At 61.8% G+C, this 26,316-nt stretch carries 17 protein-coding genes; 6 read left to right on the top strand and 11 right to left on the bottom strand.

Annotated elements, in window-relative coordinates:
- Nucleotides 1–19 precede the first annotated feature (19 nt).
- The 10 genes from M2401_RS10505 to M2401_RS10460 form a co-directional block, all read right to left on the bottom strand.
- Nucleotides 20–3,661 (bottom strand): SbcC/MukB-like Walker B domain-containing protein, encoded by a 3,642-nt coding sequence (locus M2401_RS10505; RefSeq protein ID WP_259102515.1) that lies wholly within the window; start codon nt 3,659–3,661, stop codon nt 20–22.
- Entirely contained in the window at nt 3,658–4,902 is a 1,245-nt protein-coding gene (locus tag M2401_RS10500) for an exonuclease SbcCD subunit D C-terminal domain-containing protein (protein ID WP_259102513.1), read from the bottom strand. The genes M2401_RS10505 and M2401_RS10500 overlap by 4 nt, the downstream gene beginning before the upstream one ends.
- Nucleotides 4,903–5,047: 145 nt before the next feature.
- The gene (locus tag M2401_RS10495) at nt 5,048–6,682 is read right to left on the bottom strand and encodes a BatD family protein (protein ID WP_259102702.1); all 1,635 of its coding nucleotides are present in this window, start codon (nt 6,680–6,682) and stop codon (nt 5,048–5,050) included.
- Entirely contained in the window at nt 6,682–8,418 is a 1,737-nt protein-coding gene (locus M2401_RS10490) for a VWA domain-containing protein (RefSeq protein WP_259102512.1), read from the bottom strand. Before M2401_RS10490 ends, M2401_RS10495 begins: the two co-directional genes overlap by 1 nt.
- On the bottom strand, nt 8,415–9,485 hold the full coding sequence (locus tag M2401_RS10485) for a VWA domain-containing protein (RefSeq protein WP_259102510.1): 1,071 nt from the start codon (nt 9,483–9,485) through the stop codon (nt 8,415–8,417). Before M2401_RS10485 ends, M2401_RS10490 begins: the two co-directional genes overlap by 4 nt.
- Nucleotides 9,478–9,972, bottom strand: coding sequence for a DUF4381 domain-containing protein (locus M2401_RS10480; protein ID WP_259102509.1), 495 nt, complete (start codon nt 9,970–9,972; stop codon nt 9,478–9,480). Before M2401_RS10480 ends, M2401_RS10485 begins: the two co-directional genes overlap by 8 nt.
- Nucleotides 9,969–10,934, bottom strand: coding sequence for a DUF58 domain-containing protein (locus M2401_RS10475; protein ID WP_409033904.1), 966 nt, complete (start codon nt 10,932–10,934; stop codon nt 9,969–9,971). Before M2401_RS10475 ends, M2401_RS10480 begins: the two co-directional genes overlap by 4 nt.
- On the bottom strand, nt 10,915–11,874 hold the full coding sequence (locus M2401_RS10470) for a MoxR family ATPase (protein WP_259102507.1): 960 nt from the start codon (nt 11,872–11,874) through the stop codon (nt 10,915–10,917). The genes M2401_RS10475 and M2401_RS10470 overlap by 20 nt, the downstream gene beginning before the upstream one ends.
- Nucleotides 11,875–12,118: 244 nt before the next feature.
- Entirely contained in the window at nt 12,119–12,736 is a 618-nt protein-coding gene (locus M2401_RS10465) for a helix-turn-helix domain-containing protein (RefSeq protein WP_259102506.1), read from the bottom strand.
- 30 nt (nt 12,737–12,766) lie between these two features.
- Entirely contained in the window at nt 12,767–14,185 is a 1,419-nt protein-coding gene (locus M2401_RS10460) for an FAD-binding oxidoreductase (RefSeq protein WP_259102505.1), read from the bottom strand.
- Nucleotides 14,186–14,327: 142 nt separating this feature from the next.
- Between M2401_RS10460 and M2401_RS10455 the strand changes: the two genes are divergently transcribed.
- The 5 genes from M2401_RS10455 to M2401_RS10435 are packed head-to-tail and all read left to right on the top strand — an operon-like array spanning nt 14,328 to nt 20,371.
- The gene (locus tag M2401_RS10455) at nt 14,328–15,419 is read left to right on the top strand and encodes an extracellular solute-binding protein (RefSeq protein WP_259102504.1); all 1,092 of its coding nucleotides are present in this window, start codon (nt 14,328–14,330) and stop codon (nt 15,417–15,419) included.
- A 20-nt stretch (nt 15,420–15,439) separates the two neighbouring features.
- Nucleotides 15,440–16,534, top strand: coding sequence for an ABC transporter ATP-binding protein (locus M2401_RS10450; protein WP_259102502.1), 1,095 nt, complete (start codon nt 15,440–15,442; stop codon nt 16,532–16,534).
- Entirely contained in the window at nt 16,531–18,339 is a 1,809-nt protein-coding gene (locus tag M2401_RS10445) for an ABC transporter permease subunit (protein WP_259102500.1), read from the top strand. The genes M2401_RS10450 and M2401_RS10445 overlap by 4 nt, the downstream gene beginning before the upstream one ends.
- A gap of 23 nt (nt 18,340–18,362) precedes the next feature.
- Entirely contained in the window at nt 18,363–19,265 is a 903-nt protein-coding gene (locus M2401_RS10440; protein WP_259102499.1) for a dihydrodipicolinate synthase family protein, read from the top strand.
- Nucleotides 19,262–20,371, top strand: coding sequence for a malate/lactate/ureidoglycolate dehydrogenase (locus M2401_RS10435; RefSeq protein WP_259102497.1), 1,110 nt, complete (start codon nt 19,262–19,264; stop codon nt 20,369–20,371). The genes M2401_RS10440 and M2401_RS10435 overlap by 4 nt, the downstream gene beginning before the upstream one ends.
- Nucleotides 20,372–20,375: 4 nt before the next feature.
- Here the strand turns inward: M2401_RS10435 and M2401_RS10430 are convergent, their stop codons facing one another.
- Nucleotides 20,376–20,735, bottom strand: a complete 360-nt coding sequence (locus tag M2401_RS10430) for a hypothetical protein (protein WP_259102496.1) — start codon at nt 20,733–20,735, stop codon at nt 20,376–20,378.
- Between the two features lie 464 nt (nt 20,736–21,199).
- On the opposite strand from M2401_RS10430, the gene M2401_RS10425 reads away from it, so the two are divergent.
- Complete coding sequence (locus M2401_RS10425) at nt 21,200–26,056, top strand: NAD-glutamate dehydrogenase (RefSeq protein ID WP_259102495.1); 4,857 nt, start codon at nt 21,200–21,202, stop codon at nt 26,054–26,056.
- Nucleotides 26,057–26,316 lie beyond the last annotated feature (260 nt).

Here is a 26,316-nt window from a genome sequence, read left to right as displayed (position 1 = left end):
ACGATGACCGTTTCAGGCCTTACGTTACTTCAATGGTGCTCAAGCCATTGCCCTGTCGCCGCACCTGAATCTGTACCGGGATCCGTTCATGCATTTCCTGTACATGGGAGATGACCCCGACCTTGCGGCCCTGAGCCTGCAGGCCGTCGAGGGCGTCCATCGCCAGTTGCAGGGATTCGGGATCGAGGCTGCCGAAGCCTTCGTCGATAAACAGCGACTCGATTTTCAGCGTGTTCGAAGCCATCGATGCCAGTCCCAAAGCCAGCGCCAGGGACACCAGAAAGGTTTCGCCCCCCGACAATGAATGCACCGAGCGCAGTTCGTCGCCCATTTCCGTATCCATGACCAGCAGGCCGAGCATGCTGCCACCGCGTTTGAGCCGATAGCGCCTTACCAGTTGGCGCAGTTGGCTGTTGGCGTGATGCACCAGCAGGTCGAGGTTATAGGCCTGGGCGATCTTGCGGAAGCGGTCGCCTTCGGCCGAGCCGATCAGGGTCGACAGGCGTGCCCAGCGCTGCCATTGCTGGCTGGCCTGCTCGATCTGCTGTGCCAACGCCTGATTGGCTTGCTGGCGGCGTTGATCTTCGCTCTGCCGGGCGCGCAGTTCGGCGCAGAGGTCTTCGCTGGCGGCGAGCTGTGTGTGCAGTTCGGCGGTGGCACTGGCCAGTTGCTCGGCAGGCAGGTCGCCATTGTGCTGGGCCTGATGCTGAGTCAGGCGCTCTTCGCGCTCTTGCAGCAGGACCTGGAACTGCTCGATGGCCTTTTCCGTGTTGTGCAGGCGCTGGCGCAACTGGCTGAGTTGCTCATCGTCAACGGCCAGCAACCCGGCCAATTCCTCGTCGCTCATCTCGGGATGACGGGCGCGCCACTCATCAATCTTGCCGACCAGTTGTTGCTGTTCCTGTTGCAAGCTGTCCAGGCGTTCGGCTTTGGCCTTGAGCTCGCTGGCCAGTTGCAGCAGTTGCGTGCGGCTGTCCTGCAGGGTCTGGGCGGCGCTGCTTTCGGCTTCCCGGGCCTGCTGCTCCTGCTGTTGCAGATGCTGTTGCCAGTGTTCGGCGTCGACATGGGCACCGAGCCACTGAGCCAGTTGTTGCTGGCTGGCCTGTTGCCGGGTGCTCAGCTCGCTGCAGTGTTGGGTCAGCCGGGCGCGATCCTTTTCCCGAGCCTGTTGGCTGGCCTGTTCCAGTTCGATCTTCTGCTGGCGCTCGCGCTGTTCCTGTTGTTCGTCGTTGCGCTGGTCGAGCTGGGCCAGGCGTTCGCCGACCTGCTGCTCCAGCTGCATCACGGTCTGCGCCGCCTGAGTGCGCAGGCCGTCGATGTGCTCGGCAGACAGCACCGCAGAGAACGCCTCCAGCTCTTGTTCCAGCCGTTCGCGGTCGCCACTCAGTTGACGCTGCTGATCCTGCCATTGCTGGTTGGCCAACTGGCTGGCTTCGCCGGTGGCCTGCACCTGTTGTTGCAGGCGCGCGGCGTCCTGTTGCAGGGTCAGCAGGGCATTTTGCCGTTGCTCGTCCTGGGCGATGTTGTGTTGCAGTTGGCTCAGTTGCTGATTGAGCCAGGCTTCGCGCGTGTTGACGTTCTGTTCCAGCAGGCGGGCGCCCAGAGTGTGGGCGACGAGGCTTTCGCCCAGTGCCTGCTGCTGTGGTGCCAGTTGTTCCTGCTGTTGCAGGCTGTCTTTCTGCTGGGCGATCAGGGCACCGACCTGGGTGCGCAAATCGTTCAGGCGTTCATTGAGCGCGGTGACGACTTTGAGCGCGTTGCTTTCTTCCTGCTCATCGTGGCGGTCGAGGCTGTCGAGCAAGACCTCGGGCTGATGGTAGGGATGTTCGTGGCTACCGCAGACCGGGCAGGGCTGATCGTCCTGCAGTTGCCCGCGCAGCTCTTCGACACTGGCACTGCGGGCCAGGCGCTGGCGTTCGAGCAATTGGCGAGTGACGCTCAGGGTCTGCTCGGCGACGGTCAGCTCGTTTTTGGCTTGCAGGCCTTCGGCGGTCAGGCGTTCGCGTTCCTGCTGGGCCTGTTGATGTTTTTGGTTCAGCTCAAGGGCGCGGGAATCGAGTTCCTGCAAGCGGGCCCACAGCCGCGCCAGTTCTTCGACACTGCGCTGTTGTTTGCGGTTGTCCTGGAGCAGGTTGCCGAGCAGCTGGATCTGCTCGGTCACCGCATGGGCTTCGGCACCGGCCTCGCGGTAGAGCAGGTCCAGGGCGCTGCGATGCTGATTGAGTTGTTCGCTGGCGCTGTTGGCCCGTTGTTCCAGGGCCGGTAGTTCGGCCTGGCCCTGACTCAGACGGTTGCCGATCAGCATCGCTTGCTTGAGGCGGTCGCGCCAGGCGGTCCAGGCTTCGGCCAGGGGCGCCAGTGCGTTGCTTTGTTGCAGTTGCGTGGCGATCAACTCAAGGCGCTGGCTGCTGGCCTGTTGCCGGTCGAGCATGCCTTGCAAGGCTTGTTGGCCCTGAGTGCATTGCTCGTCGAGTTGCTGGCGCTCGCCGTCGGCCTGGCTCAGGTCCTGATTCAGGCGCGCCAGCTGGCTCTGCTCGTCGAAGGCCTGGCGCAGCAGCGGCGCGGCATCGGCCAGTTGCTGGCGGGCGTCGACCAGCGTGGCATGGGCCTGTTGCTGAGTGCCTTCAAGCTGTTGCAGCTGGGTGTGCAGGGCCTGTTGCTGTTGGTTCTGAGCGTCAATCTGCGCGGCCAATGGCGTGAGTTGGCTATTGAGCTCCTGTTGGCGAACAAACTGATGGCGCTGCGTGGCCAGTTGCTCAAGGCGGCCGAGCTTGAGGCGTTCGGCGCCTTGTTGCTGTTCTTCGTTGCGCGCCTGTTGCAGTTGTTCGGCGGCAGCTTGCCGGGCTTCCTGCAACTGGCCGAGCAGGGTCAGCCACTGCTGTTGCTGTTCGAGCTGCTTGAGCCGGGCCTGGTGGGTCTTGAGCTGGCCTTGTTCTTCCAGCAGGCGCTGATCCAGCGCCGTGCGCTCTTCTTCATTTAACGGACTGATGCCGGCCGAGCGGGCCTTGAGCTCGTCATGGGCCTTTTCCGCTTCCCTGGCCTTGCTGAAGGCGCGGCGGCCCAGTTGGCTGTAGATCGCGGTGTCGGTGAGCTTTTCCAGCAGCTCGCTGCGTTCCTTGTCATCGGCCTTGAGGAAGGCGCTGAACTCGCTCTGGGCCAGCATCACGGCGCGGGTGAACTGCTCGAAATTCAGGCCCAGGCGGGCTTCGAGCATGCTCTTGTATTCGGTCTTGTTCTGGCTGCTGAGGATCTGTTCGCTGTCCAGATCGGTCAGGGTCTGGCGGCTGGCCTGGAGTTTTTTCGTGGCGTTATCGCGAGCGCGGTTGGTTTCCCAGCGGGCGCGGTAACGGCGTTGATCGATGCCGACAAAGTCCACCTCGGCATAACCGCTGCCGGTGCCACGGCGCAGCAGGGTGCGCGGGTCGTTGGTGCTGATGTCGCCGTCGATCTCCGGGACCTTGGATTGGCCGACATTGCTCAGCCGTGGAATAGCGCCGAACAGCGCCAGGCACAGGGCGTCGAGCAGGGTGCTCTTGCCCGCACCGGTAGGCCCGGTAATAGCGAACAGCCCGGCACTGGCCAAAGGTTCGGCAGTGAAATCCAGTTCAAAGGGCCCGGCCAGGGAGGCGAGGTTTTTCAGGCGGATGGCGAGGATTTTCATGGCTGTTCTCCCTCCAGCTGGACTTCCTGCAACAGGGTGGCGAAGTCATTGAGGGTCTGTTCATCGACCGGGTTGCCGTAGTGGTCCTGCCAGGCGCGGCTGAACAGTTCCTGGGGGCTAAGCTGATCGAGTTCGATCAGATCGCTTTCGCCGTCGCCGCCATTTTCGCCACCTTTACCCGCGTATTCGGTGGAGATGCGCACCAGGCGCACGGCTTTGCCTTGCAGGGCACCTTCGATCTGGTTGCGCAGGTCCGGTTGTGGCTCGTCGAGACGCACCCGCACTTCCAGCCAGGGCTGGCGGTCGATATCGGCGAGCAGGTCGATGTCCGGCAAATCCTTGAGTTGCTCCATTAGCTCGGCCAAAGGCGCAGGACCCAGGCGTTGCAGGTTGACGGCGCGGGGGATCAGGCGGGTTTCGACGCTGGCCAATTGGCCGTCCTGGCAGTTGATTTCGAGGATCTGGTGTTGGTAGCCGATTTCCGAAAACGACAGGGGGATCGGCGAGCCGCAGTAACGAATGCGCTCCTCGCCGTTGACCCGTTGCGGCTTGTGCAGGTGGCCGAGGGCGACATAGGTGATATCGGCGCTGAACAGGCTGGCGGGCAGGGCTTCGGCGGTGCCGATGATCAGGCTGCGTTCGGAGTCTTCCGAGACCGAGCCGCCGGCCATATGGGCGTGGCTGATGGCGATCAGCACCTGGCCTGGCTGACGCTTGCTTTGCGCTGCGGCGATCAAGGCTTCATGGACCTGGCCGATGCCACGCAGATAGTTATCCCCCAGCACGCCGCCGGTGACTTCGGCCGGACGCAGGAACGGCAGCGCCAGGCACCAGCCGCCAATGCTGCCATCAGCGGCGGGCAGCGGCAGCAGCAGGCGTTCGGCATCGAGCACGCCATCATCCAGCCACAGCACGCGACCCAGGGCATGGGTGCGCAGGCGGCGCATCAAGGGGGCGGGCAATTCGATACGCGAACCGGAATCATGGTTGCCGGCGATCATGACGATGGTCAGCTGCGGCAGGCGCTCGTGGGCATTGACGATGAAATCGTAGAGCCGCTCCTGGGCTTTGACTGGCGGGTTGACCGTGTCGAAGATATCGCCTGCGATCAGCAGGACCTCGGGCTTGCGTTCGCTCAGGCTGTTGAGCAGCCAGTCGAGAAACGCCCCGTGCTCGAAGTCGCGCTCCTGGCCATGAAGGTTCTGGCCCAGATGCCAATCGGAGGTGTGAAACAGACGCATGGGGTTTCCTTGTTGGTGCTGTTCAGCCTGTCTGAATAGTAAGAGACCAGGCTGCGTTTCTTGCAGCGCGCAGGCGCGCTGCAAACACGGACCTGTAGGAGCTGCATTTCAAATCTGAGATTGTATTGTGTCTGATGAATGGCAGCTATTTCGGATAGAGCGGTGGCAGGCCGCTGTCACCGGTCGAGTCATCAGGCCGTTCGAGTGCAGGCAGGGTACGGACCGCCCGCCACAGGTCTTCGCCGAGCCACAGTTGCCCGGTTTCGCTGTACAGCGCGCCGTTCAGGCCATCGAGGGCATCGGACAGCGGGACGAAGCGGGCGGCCATGTCGGCCAGGGTTTCCGGTTGTTGCCGCGCCCAGGCGTCGAGGGCCTGGCGGGTGGCATGGGGGTCATTGGCCAGGCTCGCGCGCTTGAGGTCATCGAGCACGGTGCGCGGGCTCGGGCCGGTCTGGGCCGAGCGCGGCAGGGCCGGTTGCCAGCGCCCGCGCCACCACAGGCCGAAGCCGAGCAGGGTGCTGCACATGAAAAACAGCGTACTGAGCTGCCATGGCCAGACCGGCGGGCCGATCACCGTGACGCCGCTATTGTCGTTGCTGACCGGCGCATCCACCACCAGGCTTGGGTTGATGCCGACCTGCAAGGCGCGGGCAGGCAGGCTGCTGTGTTCCAGATGGTCTTCCAGGGTGTTCCACCAGACCACATCGACAGCAGGCAGATCAATGGCACCGGGACGACCCGGCACCAGGGCCTCGCGCTCTTCACGGCTGCCGACCAGCCCGCGTTCGCTGTTCTGGTTGCTCAGTTGCGGCTGGTCGGGATAACGGCGCAGGCCGCCGATTTCAGTGACCGGCAACGGTGGCAACTGGGCGCTGGACAGGCCGTCGGCCTTGAGCGTGATGGTGCGGGTCAGGGCATCGCCGACCTGGCTATGGCCCGGTTCCGGGCTCCAGGTTTCACTCAGGTCAATGCTGCGAGCCGGCAGCCACGGCGTATTGGCCGGGTAATCGCTGGGCTTGGCCTTGACCGTCAGGGTCTGTTCCGGCGAGCTGACCTGCACCCGTTTGCCCGGCTGCGGCGAGCTGGTCGTTGTAGTTGCACTGCTGGAATCCTGCACCTGGGTGGCGCTGAATATCTGCGCAGGGATGGTCAACTGCCCGCTTTGCTGCGGGTAGATGCCGAAGCGCATTTCGATGACGCCATGGCGAATGCCATTGATCTGCTTCTCGTAGGTGCGCGAGTTACCCAGCTTTTCGATCCGCGCATCGGTCATTTGCAGCGGGCTCAGGCTGCTGTCGTCGAACAGCGACACCGAGTGATAGATGCGCACGGTGAGCACGGCCTGTGCCTGGACATAGACGTGGTCCTGGTCGAGGCTGGCTTCGATGAATACCGGGGTCAACTGGCTGCCCGGTTCCTGGGGTTCGGCCGGAACAACCTGCAGTTCGATGGGCTGGCTTTTCAGCTCGCCCAATTGCAGGGCCGGAATGGTCACGCTGCCGTTCTGCTTGGGCAGCAGGGTGATGATCCAGCGCGTGGTGGCCTGGCCGCCGTCGAGGGTATTGAGGCTGTTGAGCTGGCGGGTGCCGCGCACGTCGAAAGACGGGTCCAGGGGCGACAGGTCGGGCTTGCCGAACTGGGTGACATCGCTGGTTTCCAGGGTCAGGTCGACGGTTTCACCGGAACTCAGGCGCGCACGATCGACACTGGCGATCAGCTCCGCGGCCTGGCCCGGCAGGCTCAGCATCAGACTGAATAAAGCAATGGACAGGCGGCGCATCATCGGGTCTTTTCCTGTTGCTGTTCGTACCAGAACTTGCGGCGCAGCAGCTCGCCCGGATCGTCCGGGATCTGCCGCAGCCACTGTTCCAGGGCCTGGCGCCGCTCGCCGTCGATATGCGGGTCGGCCGGTTGCAGGGGCGGCCGGGTGGTTTCTTCGCTGTCGTCCAGTGGCGAATTGGCCGAGGTGTTGCCTGCGGTTTTGTCCGGCGGGCTGCCGTTGCTGGTGTCCTGATCAGGTTCGGGGCTGGATTGATCCTGTGGGGTGTCGCTGTTGGCCTGGGACGGAGTGCTGGTGTCCCCGCCTTGCTCATCCTCTTCCGATTCGGCGGGCTGCTCTTCCTCGTCTTCCGGCTCGTTGGCGTTGGATTGTTCCGCTTCCTGCTGCAGCACCTGTTCAATCAGGGCCTTGTTCTTCAAGGCCGGTTGCAGTTCGGGTTGCAACTCCAGAGCGCGTTCGTAGGCGTCCAGCGCCGCCTCCAGTTCGCCACTACGGGCCAGGGCGTTGCCGCGATTGTAGTGGTCGGCGGCAGTGTTGCCTTCGGCAAAGCGCTGAGCGGCGCCAGCGTAGTCCCCGGCTTCATAGAGGGCCAGGCCCTTCCACTGCGGGTTTTCGAAATAGCGCGCGGCTTGTGCAGGGCGATGCCGTTGCAGCAGGCGCTGGCCTTGTTGGTCGGGGCGTTGCCACAGGTCCTGGAATTCAAAGGCCTGGCTGTCCTGAGGCAGCAGAAACAGCAGCGGCAGGCATAGCAGCCAGCCTCGGCGACCGGCGCAGGCGGCGAGTAATAACAGCGGCAGCAGAAACCAGTAGCCCTGGTCGGCCCAGCTGTCCAGTTGCACAAGTTGGCCATTACTGCGCATTTCATGGGGCGCGTCGAGCAGGCCGAGGCTGTGCAGGTCGTCGTTGTCCAGGCGGGCCTGGCGGTAGTTGCCGCCGACCTGGCTGGCAAAGTCCTTGAACATGGCACTGTCCAGGCGTGGCACGAGAATGGCGCCCTGATCATCCTTGAGGAAGCCGCCTTTGTCCTGGGGCACCGGGGCGCCTTCACTGGTGCCGATGCCGAGAATCAGCAGGGGCACGGGTTGATTGTCCAGTGCTTGCTCGATACCACGGCGTTCCTGTTCGCTCAGGGACGAGCCGATCAATAGCAGGCGGCCCTGGCCCAGGTCGCCTTGCTTGAGTAGTTCCAGGCCCTTGCGCACGGCCAGATCGGCGCGCTGACCGGGTGTTGGCATCAGCGCCGGCTTGAGGCTTTCCAGCAGGTTGCGGCTGGTGGCCTGGTCGTCGGACAGCGGCACCAGCGTGTGGGCGCTGCCGGCATAGACGACGATGGCGGTCTGGGAGTCGCTGCGCAGTTGCAGCAAGTCGATCAGCTTGTGCCGGGCCTGATCCAGGCGCGTGGGCGGGCTGTCGGTGGCAAGCATTTCCGGGGTCAGTTCCAGCAGCACCACCAACGGGTCGGCAGGTTTCTGACTGGTCTGTTCCACGCGCTGCCAGGCCGGGCCGAGCAGGGCCAGCAAGGCTAGCAACCAGGCCAGACCAAGGGCGATCCATGGCAGTTTGCTGTCCCGGCCACGACCACCATTGAGCAACACGCTATGAAAGGCCGAGGGCAGAATCATCTGCCAGCGGCCGGCGCGTTTCTGCCGATGCCAGAGTTGCCAGAGCAACCAGCACAGCAGTGGCAATAGCAGCAGCCACCAGGGACGGTACCAATACGGCCAGAGCGCGCTCATCGACGCCTCCGCAAGCGTTTGATCCGTTCGCGCCAGCGCTGGCCATCACGCACAAAGCGTTTCTGGTTGAGCAGGCGCTGGAGGGCGTTGTTCGGCCAGCGTTCGAGAATCACCAGGACCAGGCTCATCAATAGAGCTGCGCCCAGTGGCCATTGGTACAGCGGCAGCGCCGGGCGAGCCTGGGTCGGTTGCTGGGTGACAGGTTCCAGGGCATCGAGGGTGGCGCGGATCTTTTCCATCTCCTGGCCGTCACGGGCACGGAAGTAGCGACCGCCGCTGATGTCGGCAATCTGCTTGAGCGTCGGTTCGTCCAGATCCAGGCTCGGGTTGATGCCCAGTACGCCCAGGCCGCCTTCCTTGTCGGGATCGGCGCCCATGCCGATGGGGTAGATTTTCACGCCTTCATCGGCGGCCAGGCGCGCGGCGGTCAAAGGGTCGATCTGCCCGGCGTTGTTGGCGCCGTCGGTGACCAGTATCAGCACCCGGCTCTGGGCCGGACGCAGGCGCAGGCGTTTCAGGGCCAGGCCGATGGCATCGCCGATGGCGGTGTTTTTCCCGGCGATGCCGATCCGCGCCTCGTCCAGCCAGACCCTGACGGTGCGGCGGTCGAAGGTCAGCGGCGCCTGAACGTAGGCCTGGCTGCCGAACAGGATCAAGCCCACGCGGTCACCCTGACGGGCTTCGAGAAAATCTCCCAGCATGTGCTGGACCAGAGACAGACGGCTGACGTCGTCGTCCTTCCATTGCATGTCGGGGTAGTCCATGGAGCCGGACACATCCACCGCCACCAAAAGATCGCGGCCACTGGCGGCAATCGGCAACGGCTCGCCGAGCCATTGCGGGCGGGCGCTGGCGATCAACAACAGCAACCACAGCAGCAGGAACGGCGCCTGCTGCCGCCATGCCGGCAGGTTGGCTCGGGCGCGACGGCCGACCAGGCCTTCGAGGTCGCTGAGAAAGCTGACCTTGAGTGCCGCCTCACCGCTGTCGGCCACCGGCAGCAACAGGCGCATCACCCAGGGCAATGGCAGCAGGGCGAAGAGCCACGGCCAGGCGAACTCAAACATGTTTGCGGATCCAGGTGTCGACTGCCTGGGTCAGACCGATAATGGCCTTGTCGTCGAGTTTGCATTCCGGCTTGTAGGCGCCCTCGACGAGGACCATCCAGCGGGTCAACCCGGCGGCCGGGCAGCGGTTGTCGAGGAAGGCCAGCCATTTACGGCCGTTGAGGGTGTGGCTCTGGCTGTAGGGATAGTGGTTGCGGCACAGGCGTTTGAGCAGGCCGTTGATCTGTTGCAGCCAGGCACCGGCCGGGGCGCCGTCATAGGGTTTGGGCAAACGTTCAAGCTCGGCCAGGGCGGCCAGGCGCACAGGGTCCAGAGGCTGTTCAGCGGGGGCGGCCTGGCCTTTGCCGGGCAGGAAACGGCGCAGGCGCCACAGGCCCCAGGCGGCCAGGGGGATCAGCAGCAATAACAGCCACCAGCCGGGCGCCGGCGGCCAGAAGCCGATGGGCGGTGGCGCGATCAGGGGCTGCAGCTGATCCAGCGGGTTCATTTCTGTTTTACCGGTTTCTGCGCGTTCAGGTACTCACGCAGTTGCTCGACCATTTCGCGCTGGGTGCTCAGGGGCATCAACAGCACCCGCAGTTTTTGCGCGAGCAGGTCCCAGCGAGCCACCCGCGATTCGCCCTGGGCGCGATAGGCCTGGCGCAGGTCGGGATCGAGGGTGTCCAGTTCCAGCTGGGCGCCGCGCTCGGCAAAACGCAGCAACCCGGCAGCGGGCAGGGCGTGGTCAAGCGGGTCGGACAGCGGCAGCAGCAATAGATCGCAATGCCGCGACAGCAGGCTCAGTTGCTGTTCGGCGGCATCGGACAACGCGCGCTCGTCGCACAGGACGATCACCAGACTGCCCGGGCGCAGCACCTCGCGAGCCCGGCGCAGGGCAATGCCGAAGGCGTCGCGATCGGCGGCGATCTCGGTATGCAGGGACTGATTGACTCGCACCAGCCGGTTGAGCAATTGCAGCAGGCTCTGTTTGCTGCGCCGGGGTTTGATTTCGTAGTGCTCGTTGTCACCGAACACCAGGCCGCCGACCCGGTCGTTATGACCCAGTGCCGCCCAGCCGATCAGCGCCGCTGCCTGGGCCGCCAGCACCGACTTGAACATCTGCCCGGAGCCGAAGAACAGGCGGCGGCTTTGTTCGACCAGGATAAAGATCGGCCGCTCGCGTTCTTCATGAAACAGCTTGGTATGGGGCTCTTGCGTACGTGCGGTCACCCGCCAGTCGATGCTGCGCACGTCGTCGCCGGCCTGATAGACCCGCACCTGATCGAAGTCCACACCACGCCCGCGCAGCTTGGAATGGTGCAGGCCAATCAGCGGGCTGCGCCGACTGGGGGTGGAAAACAGCTGCACCTCGCGCACGCGGTGACGCATCTCGATCAGTTCGGCGAGATTGACGCGAATACCCGGCTGGCGAAGGAAGGTGTGCATGGCGTCAGGCGACGGCCACGACATCGAGAATGCGCTGGATCACCCGGTCCTGATCGATACCAGCCGCTTCGGCCTCGAACGACAGGATCACGCGGTGGCGCAGGACATCGAACAGCACGGCCTGGATGTCTTCGGGGCTGACGAAATCACGTCCGGCCAGCCAGGCATGGGCGCGGGAGCAGCGGTCCAGGGCAATCGAGCCCCGTGGGCTGGCGCCGTAGCTGATCCACTCGGCCAGCTCCGGGTCGAACTTGGCCGGGGTGCGGGTGGCCATGACCAATTGCACCAGGTATTCCTCCACGGCGTCGGCCATGTACAGGCCGAGGATTTCCTTGCGTGCAGCGAAAATCGCCTGCTGGCTGACCCGCCGCTCGGGCTTGGTCTCGCCATGCAGGGCTTCGCCGCGGGCCTGGGCGAGAATCTTGCGCTCCACCGAGGCATCGGGGAAACCGATCTTGACGTGCATCAGGAAGCGGTCGAGCTGGGCTTCGGGCAGCGGGTAGGTGCCTTCCTGCTCGATGGGGTTCTGTGTAGCCATGACCAAGAACAGCGGCGACAGCTCATACGTGCTGCGACCGATGCTGACCTGGCGCTCGGCCATGGCTTCGAGCAGGGCCGACTGGACCTTGGCAGGTGCCCGGTTGATTTCGTCGGCCAGCACCAGATTGTGGAAGATCGGCCCCTGTTGGAAGACGAAGCTGCCGGTTTCCGGGCGATAGATCTCGGTGCCGGTGATGTCGGCAGGCAACAGGTCAGGGGTGAACTGAATACGATGGAACTGCGCTTCAATACCTTCGGCCAATTCCTTGATGGCCTTGGTCTTGGCCAGACCGGGTGCGCCCTCGACCAGCATGTGGCCGTCGGCGAGCAAGGCAATCAGGAGGCGTTCGACCAGTTTTTCCTGTCCGAGGATCTGCGTTGAAAGAAAGGTTCGCAGCGCAATGAGCGCTTCACGATGTTCCATCGGTGACGGTTCCTGGCAAGGTATTGCGCGGTGTCCGGGGACTCCGGAGCTGGGGGCGATACTTTAATCCATCCAGGGGTGCGACGACTAACGGGTACGGGGTTTTTTGTTGAAAACTCAGGGTTTGGCTACACGGCTTAAGGAAATCTCCTACACGGCTGGTTTAAAGCCGGGAAGAATGCAGGAGCGAACCCTCGCCAATGAGTCGCTCCTGCCCGGTTTGAGACGCCGATTGCGACCGAATCTACCCGGCATACACCCAGAGCACTTCGGCGTCAGTCTCGCCCTCGGTGGTCCATTTGTGCCCGGAACTGGAGTCGTAATACAGGCTGTCACCTGGCTCCAGGTAAACCGGGGCATAGAGTTGCGAATGCACCACCAGTCGCCCGGAAAGTACGTAGACGAAGATTTCCCCTACATGAACCGGCCACTCGGCATATTCACCCGGCACCTTTGCCGTTACCCGGGTCTTGAGGGGCAGCATGCGCTTGTGCTTGAGGTCAGCGGCAAACCAGATGTTTTCACAGGTTCCGGTGCTGGAGACCAGACCATGGGAGTGGCGGTTGACACTGCGCCGCCCCAGGGAAGCGGGGTTGTCCTCATCCGACAGCAGGGTCACGACGTCGATCCCGAAGCCACTGGCGATCTTGCCAAGGCTCATGAGGGTCGGTGACAGTTCATTGCGTTCGATCTTCGACAGAGCCGACAGTGACAGCCCCGTGTGTTTACTGGTCTCGACCAGTGTCCATTTGCGCTCCCTGCGCAGGTTGTTCAACCTCGCACCGATGTCGATAGCGGGTTTGTCGACCGTCATTTCGCTGTAGTCAGCCTGTGACCGAGCAATATCAAGATCTATGTCCATGGGGCAGCAGTACCTGAGTGTGTAAGTGGGTCAGTCCAGGATCTTTCCGGGGTTCATCCGGCACTCAGGATCGAATGCCGCTTTCACCCTCTTCATCAAGGCGATTTGCACATTGCCTTTGCTGTGTTTGAGTCGTGCCTTGTTGCTCTGGCCTATGCCGTGTTCCGCGCTGATCGCGCCCCCCAGTGCCAGGGTTTCTTCGTCCACGATGCGGTTGATGCGGGCTGCAGCCTGCTTGAGGGCGTCGCCTGGGTAGTCAGCCGCATCGAGCAGGTGAATGACATGAAGGTTGCCGTCGCCGATATGACCAACGATCAACATCTGCCCGCCGGGAAATTCCTCGCCCAGCCGTCGCTCGACGTTACCCACGAAGATCCCCTGGCTACTGAGAGGCACTGCGGTGTCGTGGGTCACGCCGTAACCGGCACGCTTGTTGGCTTCGGAAACATTGTGACGAACGCTCCACAGCGCTTCCTGCTGGGCACTTGAAGAGGCCAGCACGGCGTCGTCGATTATCCCATCTTCCAGAGCCTGGCCGAGCAATTGTTCCAGGGCGTCACGCAGCTTGTAACTATCGAGGGTTTCGGTGACCTCGATAATCAGTGCCCAGGGTGGCACTTCGGACAGCGGCCAGGTCGGGCCTTGCATGTGGGTCAACACTGTTTGTACCTGGGCGCGGTTGATGATCTCGCAGGACAGCAGACGATCACCCAGCTGCGAGCGCAGGCGTGTCAGCAGGCTGAGTGCCGATTCGATCTGATTGAAGCTGACCATTGCCGATTCTCGCTGGCGCGGGGCCGCAAACACCTTCAGGGACGCGGCCGTGACAATCCCCAGGGTGCCCTCGGCGCCGATAAACAAATGCTTGAGGTCATATCCGGTGGTGTTTTTGCGCAGCGGGGTCAGCCAATTGCATAGCGTGCCGTCGGGCAGAACCACTTCAAGGCCCAGGACCAGGTCGCGCATTGGCCCATAACGCAGCACTGCGGTGCCGCCGGCATTGGTGGAAATGTTGCCGCCAATCTGGCAACTGCCTTCGGCGCCCAGGCTCATCGGGAAAAAATAGCCCTGTTCGGCGGTGAACTCCTGAATATGCTGCAGGATCGCTCCCGCTTCGACGACGATGCAGCCGTCCACTTCATTGAGTTGGCGAATCCGGTTCATTCGTCCCAGCCATAGCACCAGCGCCGTACCCGAGTCGTCGGGAGTGGCCGCACCACACAGACCGGTGTTGCCGCCCTGGGGCACAACCGGGACGCCGTGCTCGGCGCATAGACGCATGAGTGCCACGACCTCATCGGTAGAGCCCGGTCGAGCCACCGCACAGGCCCGACCCTGATAGCGATCGCGCCAATCATTGACGAATGCGTCGAGATCACGGGCTTCAGTGAAAAGGTTTTCAGGCCGGACGATGGCACTCGCGGCACGAATAAACTCGCTGTTTTGCAAAGCAAATCCTCCAGATTCCTGACCTGTCGGGCGGTTAATTGAAATGCCCGGCGCTAAACATTTCTCGAAAATAACGGTTGCATCTACTAAAAGCTACCTTTATCACTATAGGAGAAATTTTATCGCGAAAAGGTGAAGTGAGATGGCTGATACGAGAAAAACAGCAGGCAGTGCTGGCGGTTCTCGCCGCGACTTTCTGAAGACTGTTGGTGTCGCTGGAGTCGGCCTGGCGGCGGCCCCTTACTTCATCGGCTCTGCGCGGGCAGAGAGCAAAAGAATCATGGTGCGTGATCCGGGCGGGACCTGGACCAAGGGCTTCAAGGAATCGTTTTTCGATCCGTTTCTAAAAGAAACCGGCATCGAAGTCGTGAGTATCACGTCGGCAGCCGAGCCCACCGCAGAAATTCGCAGCATGGTGGAAACGGGTAATTACACCTGGGATATCGGCGGTTCCATGAGCCTGTCGAGCATCAACCAGTTGGCCGCCGCCAACCTGATCGAACCCCACAAGCTCGACGATCATCCCGTCATCAAGACCATTCCCGCGCACTACCGCACGCCTTATGCCATCGGCTCGGATATCTACTCCACCGCTATCGGCTACAACACCGAGAAAATCAAGAAGGTCCCGCAATCCTGGAAGGACTACTGGGACGTGAAAAACTTTCCCGGTCGGCGCGGCTTGCGCAAATATCCGTTCGACAGTGTCGAGCAGGCGCTGATGGCCGATGGTGTCGCGCCGGGTGATCTTTATCCTTGCGATCTAGACCGCGCGTTCAAGTCCATGGACAGGATTCGCGGCGACATTTCCGCCTGGTGGACCTCGGGCGCCCAGGCCACGCAGATGTTCAGCAGCGGTGAAGTGGACATGATGCCGACCTGGGTGGCGCGCATCCTGGCTGCACGCGATGCCGGTGCGCCGGTGGCCATTTCCTGGAACCAGCACATCTGGGGCGTCGATGTCTGGGCGATTCTCAAGGGCACGCCCAAAGCCGATATCTGCCGACAGTTCATTGCTTTTGCCTGTGATCCGCAGCGTCAGGCCAAGCTCACCGAATACGTGATGAACGGCCCTACCCAGCCTGAAGCGTTCAAATACATCCCTCAGGATCGTGCCCGGGATCTCGCCACGCATCCCGACAACATCAAGTTGGGTATCGGTATCGACAACGACTACTGGGCCAAGAACAAAGGCGAGGCACTGGATCATTTCAATGAATGGATTCTGGGTTGAGTAGCCTTGGGAGAGACGCGATGGCAACCTCTATAAAATTGCGGGTCGATGGCGTGCACAAGCGTTTCGGCTCCTTCGTGGCACTCAAGGAAACCAGCCTTGAACTGCGTGAAGGCGAATTCCTCACGCTGCTCGGCCCTTCCGGCTCGGGCAAGACCACGCTATTGATGATGGTCGCCGGGCTGATGGAGCCCGATGGCGGCAACCTCTGGATCGACGGACGCCTGGCCACTTACGCACCGCCTTACGAGCGCGACATCGGCATGGTGTTCCAAAGCTATGCGCTGTTCCCGCACCTGACCATTGCCGAGAACATTGCCTTTCCGCTGCGCATGCGCAAGCACCCGGTGGCGCAGATCGACAAGCAAGTCAAAGACGTCCTTGAGCTGATCCAATTGCCTCATGTGGCACAGCGCTACCCTCGCGAGCTGTCCGGCGGGCAGCAGCAACGCGTCGCACTGGCGCGCTGCATCGTTTACCAACCCAGCATCATCCTGATGGATGAACCGCTGGGCGCGCTGGACAAGAAGCTGCGCGATCAGTTGCAGATCGAGATCAAGCGGCTGCACAAGCAACTAGGCACCACCATCCTGTACGTCACCCATGATCAGCAGGAAACCCTGACCATGTCGGATCGGGTGTGCCTGATGAATCACGGACACATCGAGCAGATCGGTACACCCAACGATCTCTACTTTCGCCCACGCACAGTGTTCGCCGCTGACTTCCTCGGCGAGTCGAACATCCTCAGCGGTGTCGCGGTCAGCCAGAGTAATTCGCTGGTGTCCATCAATAGCGTCGAACTCGGCGGCTCGCTGCAAGCACCGGGCAACCAGAACGGCCTGCTGAACTGGATGGTCCGCCCTGAACGCATGCGTCTGGCCAGTGAACCAGAGGCTGGTTTTAACGCCATTCAGGGGATTCTGAGCGAGGTGATCTTTACCGGCGGCGTGACCCGCTCGTTGATCACTACGGCGGGCGGCGCAAACCTGATGGTGGCCGGGTTGACCTTTGAGCAAGGCCTGACGAGTCAGCCGGGCCAGGCCGTGTGGGTGCTCTGGCATCCATCGGATACGGTGTTGTTGCCGGTGACGCCCAAGCAGGAGGCCGCATGACCCAGGCCGCCCTCGACGCCACGTTGGCCAACGCTTCCATGCGGCGGCCTTTTCGTATCAAGCCATGGATGATGGTGTTGCCAGCGCTGCTGTTTCTGGTGCTGCTGATGGTCTACCCGGTTGCGGAGTTCCTCGGCCTGAGCGTGATTCGCAAAGGCGAGTGGTCCCTCTATAACTATCAGCGTCTGTTTTCCCGGGATATCTACTGGCGCGTGCTGATCATTACCCTGCAATGCGCGGGCTGGACCACCCTGTTCGCCATCCTGTTCGGGTATCCGGTGGCTTATCTGATCGCCACAACCCATAACAAGACCCGTGCCCGGTTGATGTTCTGGTTGATGCTGCCGTTCTGGACCAGCTTTCTGGTGCGCACCTTTGCCTGGATCGTGTTGTTGGGACGCAACGGTCTGTTCAATCAGTGGTTGCAGGCGGTGGGCCTGACCGACGCGCCTGCCGAGCTGCTGTACAACTTCAGCGCGGTGATGATCGGCATGCTGCATGCGCTGATGCCGCTGTGCGTGATCACCATGCTCTCGGTCCTGGACAATATCGACGCCAATCTCTCGCGCGCTTCCATGACCCTGGGGGCGCCGCCCGGCAGCACCTTCTGGCGGGTCTACTTTCCGCTGTCCATGCCTGGCGTCGCCGCGGGTGGCCTGCTGGTGTTCATCACGGCCCTGGGCTTTTTCATCACCCCGGCACTGCTGGGCAGCCCCAGAGACATCATGTTGCCGCAACTGATCATTCAACAGGTGCAGGAGCTGCTGAACTGGGAGTTCGCCGGCGCCTTGTCGGTGCTGCTGCTGGTCGCGGTGCTGGTGGTGTTCGTGGTGTATGACCGGGTGTTCGGCATGTCGACCCTGGCCGGTGGTTCGGGCATCTCTGCCAAGCCTCGGCGCCTGGGCGTTCTGTCGCGTCTGGGACGGGTGCTGCTGGCAGGACTGGGACGTGCCAGTGATCTGTTGATTCGCCTGCTTTCACCTTTGGCCGGTACCTCGGCAGAGCGCCGTAGACGGCCCATCGGGCGCTGGTTCCTGTGGCTGGTGGTGCTGGTGATTCTGTTTTTCCTGGTCGCCCCGGCGTTCGTCATGGTGCCCATTTCGTTCACGCAAACACCGGTGCTGGACTGGCCTCCCAAGGGTTTCAGCCTGCAATGGTACGACGCCTATCTGCAATCACCGGCCTGGATCGCAGCCACGTTGCGTTCGGTGCAGGTGGCCTTTTTGACGGCGCTGTTGTCGATACTCATCGGCACTCCGGCCGCGTTCGGCCTGATGCGCGGGCTCAAGCGGGGTAATGCGTTGGTGTTGGCGTTTTTACTGTCGCCGCTGATCCTGCCGCGCATCGTGATTGCTGTCGCGCTGTTCTACCTGTTCTCCAAACTTTCCCTGATCGGCAGCGTTACCGGCCTGGTGCTGGGCCACACCATTCTGGCGGTTCCCTATGTGGTGGTCAGCGTCATGGCAGTGCTGAAGAACTATGACCAGCGTTACGACAACGCGGCCTGGAGCCTGGGCGCCAACCGTTGGCACACCCTGCGCCACGTGACTTTGCCGCTGCTCAAGGGCGGTTTGCTGGCGGCTTTTCTGTTCGCCTTCGTGACTTCTTTCGACGAGTTGACCCTGTCGCTGTTTGTCAGCGGCGGCATGCAGGCCACGTTGCCCAAACAGATGTGGGACAGCGCCATTCTGCAGGTCAATCCTCTGCTCGCCGCCGTGTCCACCTTGCTGTTGGCCCTTATTGCTGTGGTTCTGCTGCTGGCCAACCGTCTGAGCGGCCGTGACAAAAAGCGTCTGGCCCATTGATCTCATTTGAAAGGAATTTCCCCATGTCAGTACTTCATTTGCACGGCATCCTGCCACCGTTTCCGACCCCGGTGACCGCTGATGGTCGGGTCGACGATAAAGCCCTGCGTAAAATGCTGCATATGTTGATCGATGCGGGGGCACATGGCCTGGTTCCGATCGGTGGTACGGGTGAATACACGGCACTTTCGCCTCAGGACCGGGAACGTGTCGTGGCGATTACTGTAGAAGTGGCCGAAGGCCGTATACCGGTGATCGCCGGTATGGTTTCTCCTGGTTTCGCCGAATCCGTGACTGCCGGCAAAGCCTTCAAGGCGGCCGGTGCCGATGGCTTGCTGGCGGTGACGCCGTTTTACGTGTCGCCTACCCAGGGTGGCATCCGTGAATATTTCCGCGCCTATCGCGAGGCCGTGGACGTGCCGATTCTGTTCTATGACGTGCCTTACCGCACAAGGATCGTGACTGAGGCGCAAACCATTGCCGATATGGAAGCAGATGGTTCGATCTTCGGCATGAAGGCCTGTAACACCGACATGGCCCACTTCAATCAGGTCATGAATCTGACCAGCCCGGATTTCCAGATGCTGTCCGGCGAAGACCTGCTCTATCCGGCCCACGCCGCTTTGGGCGCACGGGGTGGCATTCTTGCCTCGTCGCCATTGCTGCCGCATTACTGGCTCAAACTCTACGAAACGTTCAAGGCCGGTGAGCTGGACGCGGGCATTGCTGCTCAGCGCCGCCTTTTACCCTTACTCGATGCGTTGTTCGCCGAAGCCAATCCAGGACCGCTCAAGGCGGCCATGAAGATGATCGATCAGGACTGCGGTGATGTTCTGTCGCCATTGCAGGCGCCCAGCGCCGCAACGGTAGAACGGCTGCACCGCGCCATAGGCGAATTGCGCAGTGCCGGAGTCCTCGCCGCATGAGCCAGAACATTAAGCTTGATCCCGATGGTGCGGCGGATGATCTGCGCATTCCCCGGGATGAACTCCATGCCTGGGTGAGTCGAATCTTCACCGCATTGGGCTCTGATGCACGGGAGTCCGGATTGATGGCCGATCACCTGGTCAAGGCCAATCTGTATGGCCATGACTCCCACGGCATCAGCCTTATTCCGTTGTACGCACGGATGGTGCGCGAGGGTAAGGTCAAGCCCAATACCCGGGTGAGCACGGTGCTGGACAACGGCAGCCTGCTGACCCTCGACGCTGGCCGTGGCTTCGGTCAGGCGGCGGGGTGCGAAGCCATGGCCATGGGGATTGAACGGGCCAAACAGAGCGGTTCGCTGATCATGGCCCTGCGCAATAGTCACCATCTGTGTCGCATCGGTCATTGGGCCGAGCAATGTGCCGAGGCGGGTCTGGTGTCGGTGCATTTCGTCAACGTTCTGCACGGCGCACCGGTCGTGGCACCTTACGCGGGGGCCGACGCCCGTTTGCACACCAATCCTTTCGCTGTGGGCGTGCCGCGTCAGGGCAAGCACCCGCTGGTGCTGGACTTTGCCACCAGCCGCGCCGCCCAGGGCAAGATGCGTATCGCCATGAATCGTGGCATCGAGGTCCCGCCCGGTTATCTGATTGATTCGCACGGCGAACCTAGCCTGGACCCGGGTGTGGTCTATCGCTCGCCGATTGGAGCGCTACTGCCCTTTGGTGATCACAAAGGCGCAGGGCTGGCCTTTGTCTGCGACGTACTTGCCGGAGCATTGAGTGGTGCCGGGACTCTGCATGAGGGCTCGATGGAGGAGGGGGTCTACATCAATAACATGCTGTCGATCCTTATCGACCCCGCGCGCCTGGGCGGTTGTGACCAGTGGCAGGCCGAGCTGGAAGCAGGAGCGGCCTACGTCCAGGCCTCGCCGCCGCGCTCTGGCATGGGGGATGTGCTGCTGCCCGGCGAAATAGAACAGCGTGTTGCAACTGCTCGCCTGGCCAATGGCATTCCGGTGGATCCGACTACCTGGCGCTTGATTGGCGAGGCGGCCGCCCTGGGGGGCCTGTCTTTGAACCGTAGCCAGACGACGGCGCCTTGATGGTTCAGCCTATCTCGCTGACATAACTGCCCACATCTTTCAGGATCAGGCGCAACGTCCCATCCAGCTCAGCCAGTTCGTCGCCAGGCGTGCTGTGGGTGATCTCGAAGTGGGTTTCGCCGTCAAAGGGCTTGGTATAGCTGGCATCGATCTCGACCAGCAGCTGCGTGGGTTTGAGCGTGACCTTCAGCGTGTCGGCCACATGAATGGTGTCGTCACGGAAGGTGATATCGACTTCGTCTTCGTCGGGAAACCGCGCCAGCAGGAACAGGTCGCCGTCGCTGCCGTGGCAACAGACCAGTGCCATGTCATCTTCTTCCTCGTCGCAGGGATTGAAAATGAAGCTGTCGGTGGTCATTTGCATGGTCGTGGTTCCTTCAGGCGTACGGTCGGGGCAAAAAAGGCAATTTTGCCTGCCTTGATTATTTTTTGTTTGCCAATCGGTGCGAGCTTACCAGCCTGCCTGGATACATCCGGAAATTCTCGGCTGGGCGGCACCCGCGAAAAAACATACCCATCCAGGTGCTCACCCCGCAACACTCTGCAACTCTTCAACCCGGCCCATCTGCAAGCTGATGACTGAATATGTCGCCGCATGGCAAGCAACCGCGTGCGCGCAGTCGTTAAGCTGGAAGGTAGATGAGCGGTAGCGTCAATGCGTGCGCTTTTTCGTTGCCAATCTCGCAATTTGAATGTGACGAGTCGTTCGCGGCAAGCGTTAGTTCTTTGGCCTATGCTGCGCTTCTGCCCGTTCACCCAGGCGCAGCATGCGCAGGCAACACTTCCTTCAAGCTTCCTCTCTAAAAAAGCACAAGCGGAGTACCTCAGATGGCGTTCTTCACCGCAGCCAGCAAGTCTGACTTCCAGCATCAACTGCAAGCAGCACTGGCGCAGCACATCAGTGAACAGGCACTGCCACAAGTGGCGCTGTTCGCTGAGCAATTTTTCGGCATCATGCCGCTCGATGAGCTGACTCAACGTCGCCTCTCCGACCTGGTCGGCTGCACACTCTCGGCCTGGCGCCTGCTTGAGCGCTTCGAGCCCGCCCAGCCACAGGTGCGTGTCTACAACCCGGATTACGAGCGTCACGGCTGGCAATCGACCCATACCGCCGTTGAAGTCCTGCATCACGACCTGCCGTTCCTGGTGGATTCGGTGCGTACCGAGCTCAATCGTCGCGGCTACAGCATCCATACCCTGCAAACCACTGTGCTGAGCGTGCGTCGCGGCAGCCAGGGCGAGCTGCTCGAAGTGCTGCCAAAGGGCAGTACCGGTGCCGACGTCAAGCAAGAATCGCTGATGTATCTGGAGATCGACCGCTGCTCCAATGCCAGCGAGTTGAACGTGCTGGCTCGCGAGTTGGAGCAGGTGCTCAGCGAAGTGCGGGTGGCCGTCGAAGACTTCGAGCCGATGAAGGCCAAGCTGCATGAACTGCTGGCCGGGATCGATAGCAGTCCGTATCAGGTTGATGGCGAAGAGAAGGAGGAGATCAAGGCCTTCCTGCAATGGATGGTCAACAACCACTTCACTTTCCTCGGCTACGAAGAGTTCACCGTCAGCAGCGAAGCCGATGGCGGCCAGCTGGAGTACGACCCGTCTTCGTTCCTCGGTCTGACCAAACTGCTGCGCGTCGGCCTGAGCAAGGACGACCTGCATATAGAAGGCTATGCGGTTAATTACCTCAACGAGCCGATGCTGCTGTCCTTCGCCAAAGCCGCGCATCCGAGCCGTGTGCATCGTCCGGCCTACCCGGACTACGTATCGATCCGTCAGATCGATGCCGACGGCAAGGTGATCAAAGAATGCCGTTTCATGGGCCTGTACACCTCCTCGGTGTATGGCGAGAGCGTGCGGGTCATTCCGTACATCCGCCGCAAGGTCGCCGAAGTCGAGCGCCGTTCGGGCTTTGATGCCAAGGCGCACCTGGGCAAGGAACTGGCTCAGGTGGTTGAAGTACTGCCCCGCGACGACCTGTTCCAGACCCCGGTGGACGAGCTGTTCAACACCGTGATGTCCATTGTGCAGATCCAGGAACGCAACAAGATCCGCGTGTTCCTGCGCAAAGACCCCTACGGGCGTTTCTGCTACTGCCTGGCCTATGTGCCGCGCGATATCTACTCCACCGAAGTGCGGCAGAAGATCCAGCAGGTGCTGATGGAGCGCCTCAAGGCCAGCGACTGCGAGTTCTGGACCTTCTTCTCCGAGTCGGTACTGGCCCGTGTGCAGTTGATCCTGCGCGTGGACCCTAAGGTCACTCTGGACATCGACCCGCTGCAGCTGGAAAACGAAGTGATCCAGGCCTGCCGCTCGTGGAAGGACGACTACGCCAGCCTGGTCGTGGAAAGCTTCGGCGAAGCCCATGGCACCAATGTCCTGGCCGACTTCCCGAAAGGCTTCCCGGCAGGTTATCGCGAGCGTTTCGCCGCCCACTCGGCGGTGGTCGACCTGCAACATCTGCTCAGCCTGAACGATGCCAACCCGCTGGTCATGAGCTTCTACCAGCCGCTGTCTGGCGACAAGGCGCAGCTGCATTGCAAGCTGTACCACGCCGATACCCCGCTGGCGCTGTCCGATGTGCTGCCGATCCTGGAAAACCTTGGCCTGCGCGTGCTGGGCGAATTCCCTTATCGCCTGCATCACAGCAATGGCCGCGAGTTCTGGATTCATGACTTCGCCTTTACCTATGGCGAAGGGCTGAACCTGGATATCCAGCAGCTCAACGACACTCTGCAGGACGCCTTCGTCCATATCGTTCGCGGCGATGCCGAGAACGATGCGTTCAACCGTCTGGTGCTCACTGCCGGCCTGCCGTGGCGTGACGTGGCACTGCTGCGTGCCTATGCCCGCTACCTGAAGCAGATTCGCCTGGGCTTTGACCTGGGTTATATCGCCAGCACGCTGAACAACCACACCGATATCGCCCGCGAGCTGACGCGTCTGTTCAAGACCCGTTTCTATCTGGCGCGCAAGCTTGGCACCGACGATCTGGACGACAAGCAACAACGTCTGGAACAGGCGATTCTCAGTGCCCTGGACGACGTTCAGGTGCTCAACGAAGACCGCATTCTGCGTCGCTACCTGGACCTGATCCGCGCCACCGTGCGGACCAACTTCTATCAGCCTGACGCCAATGGCCAGAGCAAGAGCTATTTCAGCTTCAAGTTCAATCCGCGCCTGATTCCTGAACTGCCAAAACCGGTGCCGAAGTTCGAGATCTTCGTCTACAGCCCGCGTGTTGAAGGCGTGCACTTGCGCTTCGGCAACGTCGCCCGTGGCGGCCTGCGCTGGTCGGACCGTGAAGAAGACTTCCGTACTGAAGTGCTGGGCCTGGTTAAAGCCCAGCAAGTGAAGAACTCGGTCATTGTGCCGGTGGGCGCGAAGGGTGGCTTCCTGCCCCGTCGTTTGCCGACTACCGGCAGCCGCGACGAGGTTCAGGCAGAGGCGATCGCCTGCTACCGCATCTTCATTTCCGGCCTGTTGGATATCACCGACAACCTCAAGGAAGGCGAACTGGTGCCGCCAGCCAACGTCGTGCGTCATGACGACGATGACCCGTACCTGGTAGTGGCAGCGGACAAGGGCACTGCAACCTTCTCCGACATCGCCAACGGCATTGCCATCGACTACGGCTTCTGGCTCGGCGATGCCTTCGCCTCGGGCGGCTCGGCCGGTTATGACCACAAGAAAATGGGCATTACCGCCAAGGGCGCCTGGGTCGGCGTGCAGCGTCACTTCCGTGAACGCAATATCAATGTGCAGAAAGACAGCATCAGTGTGATCGGCGTCGGCGACATGGCCGGTGACGTGTTCGGCAACGGCCTGTTGATGTCGGACAAGCTGCAGATGGTCGCCGCTTTCAACCACCTGCATATCTTCATCGATCCGAATCCGGAGCCGGCCAGCAGCTTTGCCGAGCGTCAGCGTCTGTATGATCTGCCGCGTTCGGCCTGGACCGACTACGACACCAGTATCATGTCGGCCGGTGGCGGCATCTTCCCGCGTAGCGCGAAGAGCATTTCCATCACTCCGGAAATGAAGCAGCGCTTCGACATCAGCGCCGACAAGCTGACCCCGACCGAACTGATGCACGCGCTGCTCAAGGCACCTGTGGATCTGTTGTGGAACGGCGGTATCGGTACTTACGTCAAGGCCAGCAGCGAGACCCATGCGGACGTCGGCGACAAGGCCAACGATGCGCTGCGGGTCAACGGTAACGAGCTGCGCTGCAAGGTGGTGGGCGAGGGCGGTAACCTGGGCATGACCCAGCTCGGCCGCGTCGAGTTCGGCCTGCTGGGCGGCGCGACCAATACCGACTTCATCGACAACGCCGGTGGCGTGGACTGCTCCGACCACGAAGTGAACATCAAGATCCTGCTCAACGAAGTGGTGCAGGCCGGCGACATGACCGAGAAACAGCGTAACCAGCTGATGGAAGGCATGACCGACGAAGTGGGCAATCTGGTCCTCGGCAACAACTACAAGCAGACCCAGGCCCTGTCCCTGGCTGCTCGTCGCGCCTACGAGCGCATCGCCGAGTACAAACGCCTGATCGCTGACCTGGAAGCCCGTGGCAAGCTGGATCGCGCCATCGAGTTCCTGCCGAACGACGAGCAGCTTAACGAGCGGGTCGCGGCCGGCAAGGGTCTGACCCGTCCGGAGCTGTCGGTGCTGATTTCCTACAGCAAGATCGAACTCCAGCAAGCGCTGCTCGACTCCCGCGTGCCGGATGACGACTATCTGGCCCGTGACATGGAGACTGCGTTCCCGCCGTCCCTTGGCGCGAAATACGGCAGTGCCATGCGTCAGCACCGTCTGAAGCGTGAAATCGTCAGCACCCAGATCGCCAACGACCTGGTCAACCACATGGGTATCACCTTCGTGCAGCGACTCAAAGAGTCGACCGGCATGAGCGCGGCGAATGTCGCCGGTGCCTACGTGATCGTGCGCGATATCTTTCATCTGCCGCACTGGTTCCGTCAGATCGAGGCGCTGGACTACAACGTCCCGGCTGAAATCCAGCTGGCGTTGATGGACGAGCTGATGCGCCTGGGTCGTCGTGCCACGCGCTGGTTCCTGCGCAGCCGTCGCAACGAACTGGATGCCGGTCGTGATGTGGCTCACTTCGGCCCGCATATCGCGGCCCTGGGTCTGAAACTCGATGAACTGCTGGAGGGGGAAACCCGTCAGGTCTGGCAGACCCGTTATCAGGAATACGTCGATGCTGGCGTGCCTGAGCTGCTGGCACGGATGGTGGCGGGTACGACCCACCTCTACACCCTGCTGCCGATAATCGAAGCGTCGGACGTTACCGGGCAGAACGCGGCCGAAGTGGCCAAGGTCTACTTCGCCGTGGGCAGCGCCCTGGACGTGACCTGGTACCTGCAACAGATCAGCAACCTGCCGGTGGAAAACAACTGGCAGGCGCTGGCGCGGGAAGCATTCCGCGACGATATCGACTGGCAACAACGGGCGATCACCGTCTCGGTCCTGCAAATGCCCGACGGCCCTGCCGATGTCGAAGAGCGCCTGAACCTGTGGCTGGAACAGCACAAGGCAATGGTCGATCGCTGGCGCGCCATGCTGGTCGAACTGCGTGCCGCCAGCGGCACCGACTACGCCATGTACGCCGTGGCCAACCGCGAACTGCTGGACCTGGCCATGAGCGGGCAGGTTGCGGTGGTTTGAGGCTGTAGCCTGGAGCGGTAAACGAAAGCCCTGCATCGCGAGATGCGGGGCTTTTTTTCCTCGCTTCAGTGGGCTGTTGCACCGCGCGATCTGTGGGCGCGAATTTATTCGCGAAAGCGGCATTTCAGACGATATAAATGCGTCGAATGCACCGGCCTCTTCGCGAATGAACTCGCTCCCACCCCTTTCCTTCCACTCAAAGGAAGACAGGCAATAAAAAACCCCGTCACCAGGACGGGGTTTTTTTTACGCTGGATTTC

It is taken from the genome of Pseudomonas sp. JUb42, assembly GCF_024807945.1.
Classification (GTDB): Bacteria; Pseudomonadota; Gammaproteobacteria; order Pseudomonadales; family Pseudomonadaceae; genus Aquipseudomonas.
Note: the sequence above shows the minus strand (reverse complement) of the source record. Positions and strands in the feature narration are given on the sequence as shown.